This is a genomic window from Candidatus Binatia bacterium, assembly GCA_036382395.1.
Lineage (GTDB): Bacteria > Desulfobacterota > Binatia > HRBIN30 > HRBIN30 > JAGDMS01.
Map to the genome: position 1 here is coordinate 1 of DASVHW010000163.1, position 2639 is coordinate 2639.

The 2639-nt window shown below is 64.5% G+C and carries 4 protein-coding genes; 2 read left to right on the plus strand and 2 right to left on the minus strand.

Annotated features, from left to right (window positions below):
* Positions 1–303 precede the first annotated feature (303 nt).
* Entirely contained in the window at positions 304–912 is a 609-nt protein-coding gene (locus tag VF515_07615) for a helix-turn-helix transcriptional regulator (protein HEX7407504.1), read from the minus strand.
* Between the two features lie 669 nt (positions 913–1581).
* Between VF515_07615 and VF515_07620 the strand changes: the two genes are divergently transcribed.
* Both VF515_07620 and VF515_07625 read left to right on the plus strand, forming a co-directional pair.
* Complete coding sequence (locus VF515_07620) at positions 1582–1842, plus strand: CopG family transcriptional regulator (protein ID HEX7407505.1); 261 nt, start codon at positions 1582–1584, stop codon at positions 1840–1842.
* Entirely contained in the window at positions 1820–2227 is a 408-nt protein-coding gene (locus VF515_07625) for a PIN domain-containing protein (GenBank protein HEX7407506.1), read from the plus strand. The genes VF515_07620 and VF515_07625 overlap by 23 nt, the downstream gene beginning before the upstream one ends.
* Positions 2228–2312: 85 nt before the next feature.
* On the opposite strand, the gene VF515_07630 is transcribed toward VF515_07625, so the two are convergent.
* Positions 2313–2639, minus strand: a 327-nt coding sequence (locus VF515_07630; protein HEX7407507.1) for a hypothetical protein, incomplete at its 5' end; no start/stop codon positions are given.

The window sequence follows — 2639 nt, forward strand, 5'->3', positions numbered from 1 at the left end:
CGGATTCGTGCCGCGAATGACGACCACGTACCGCGCCGGAGTGAGGCGGCAACGGACGACGTACACGAGCGTATCGTCGAACACGGTCACCGGCGCGCGACAGCACGCCGGCCCCCACACGATGTCCCACGCATCGCGCACGGGAGCGAGCGTCTGCAGCCCCCGCGGGATCGCCAGCCCGATCGCGTTGGTGTGTCCCGGGCCCGCGTCCAGATACCCTCGCTAGCTGAGCGCCGCCAAGCAGAGCATGACCTGCTCCTCGGTGAATGCCATCCGGCTGCTCCTTTCCGAGCCGGGCGCGCCCTACCCGCTCCTCTCCATGCGACCGGTTAGTTGAACTCCCAAGCCAGCCGCCGGCACCGGCCCGAGCGTGGGGTTGCTGAGCAGCAACCGGATCAGTTCTCCTTGGCGGCGCGTGTCCGTCTTGGCGAAGATGTCCTTGAGGTGAGTGCGCGCGGTATTGACACCGATGCCGAGGCGCTCGACGATCTCAGCAAGGCTGTGACCGCTGGCCAGCAACATGCCCACCCGCGCCTCCGCCGGCGTCAAATCGTACCAGGCGCGCAGCATCTGCGCGTCAATCGCCGGCGCATGCTCCGGGTCATTGGCGAGCACCGCGACCACGGCCTCGCCATTCTGGAGAACGTTCTCGCATCCCAGGGCTGTAACCAAGGCCGTCAGCGGCCGGCGCCCCACCGGCCGGTGAATCCGCAATCCGTACCGTGTCGCGCCGTCTCGGTGTCCGTTCCGCTGAGCAACGTCAGCGATGAGCCGATGCAACGCGCCGGTATCCGCGGGACGCGCGCACCGCAGGACGCCGCGAGAGATCAACAATCCATCCGCTTGCGCGACGATCGCGGCCGCACGCTCGTTCAAACCGCCCACGGTGCCTCTGGCATCGACGAGCACCATCGCCTGCGGGAGTTGCTGCAGGAGACAGTCGGTAGTCCCGCCGTTACACTCGTGGAGAAGGCTTGCGGGCTGCGCCCAGCGGAAGTTCGGCGGGGCCGCTCCCCTCCTTCGACGGGGCTCAGGACAGGGTTGGGTGGCTTCGGGCAACTCCGGCGGAAGATTTGACTCGAGTGCCACAGGCTCGGAACGCCAAGCGCCGCTAGCGAGCGGCTCCTTGCGCCGCGCAATGGCCGTGGCGTCGGCGGAACGGAGAGCGGAAGACGAGTTCATTGCGTCCCCTGCGTCACGTTACCCTCAGTGAGCGGCGTTGCCGTGCCGGTTAATTCCAGAGCCATGCGCTGTCCCCCTTCAGTGCCCATCGCTCGGGTCAGAGTGCACCCGCACGAGTCCTGCTTCGCGCCCAATTTCTATTGCCGTACCGATGCAACAGCATGATCGGTGCCAGGAGGTTTCAGCCAACTCGAATGCGTCCGAGTACCGTTGCCCTGCCGTTGCGTGTCCACCCCAGTGGACAACGCGGCAGAAGGATTTTCCAATTTACTGGACAGGCGTGCCTTGGACGCGGCGTTCCGTTGCTCCGACGCTGACGGCTGATCGCTCAGGTGATCGACAACGTCATCGTCACTCCCATGTCTTGCACGGATGTCGGGCTCGTAATACAAGAGCTTCATGAAGACGCTCACCGTGCGGCTACCCGAGCCGCTTGTGGCCGAGATTGAAGCCGAGTCTTACGCCCGCAAGATCTCAAAGTCCGATGTGGTCCGGGAAAGGCTCCGCCAGCCCCCGACATCCGCTCGGCGCCGTCGGCCTGGCCCGCTCGATGGCATCGCCGATCTCATCGGCTCGGTCGGTGGGTTGCCCGTGGACCTGAGCGCGCGCAAGAAGCACTACCTGAAGGCCACGGGCTATGGACAGAAGCGTCCTGGTTGACGCAGGCTTCCTAGTAGCACTGCTCAGCCGCAGGGATCGCCATCACCGCTGGGCGGCCATGCAGGCGCCGCGCTTTCCGCCGCCGTGGATCACCTGTGAGGCCGTCTTGTCGGAAACCTTCCACCTTCTCGGAACAACCGGTGAGTCCAGGCTCGCCGAACTTCTTCGTCGCAGCGCCGTGATGCCGAGCTTCGACCTATCCAATGAACTGGAGCCGGTCCTGAAGCTCATGCGCAAGTATGCGAACCTGCCAATGAGCCTCGCTGACGCGTGCATCGTCCGCATGACCGAAATCCTGCCCGGGCCCGTCGTCCTCACCACCGATGACGATTTTCGTATCTACCGCCGTCACAGCCGCCAGGTCGTTCCGTGCGTGATGCCATGACGAGCACGGAAACAGCGTCGCCGTCACCACCGAGAAGCGCGCCGACTCCGCACCTGCGATTCCTGACGGCCGAGCAACGAGCCGCTCACTTCCCAAAGCGCGACAGCGAGCTCACTTCGAACAGGTTAGGATCAAAGACGATCCGCGAGTAGAACTCGGATCTCGGAGTTGGCTTGATACCCGCGAGGGTGGACTGGTTCCGCCTGGTGTTCTCGACACAATAGAAGCTCATGTTCGATCCAACGTTGTAGTCGACCGCGCCATCGGGCCGCTGACTGGGTGCCAGAAGGAACGCCGCCACCTGGAAGTCGGCCAGCAACTCGCCCTGCCAGCCGAACTTGCGTTGCCAGGCCCCCTGGTAGGTCAGCTTGTCGAGGTAGAACTCCAGCTTGCCGAACAGGTAGTACTTCTC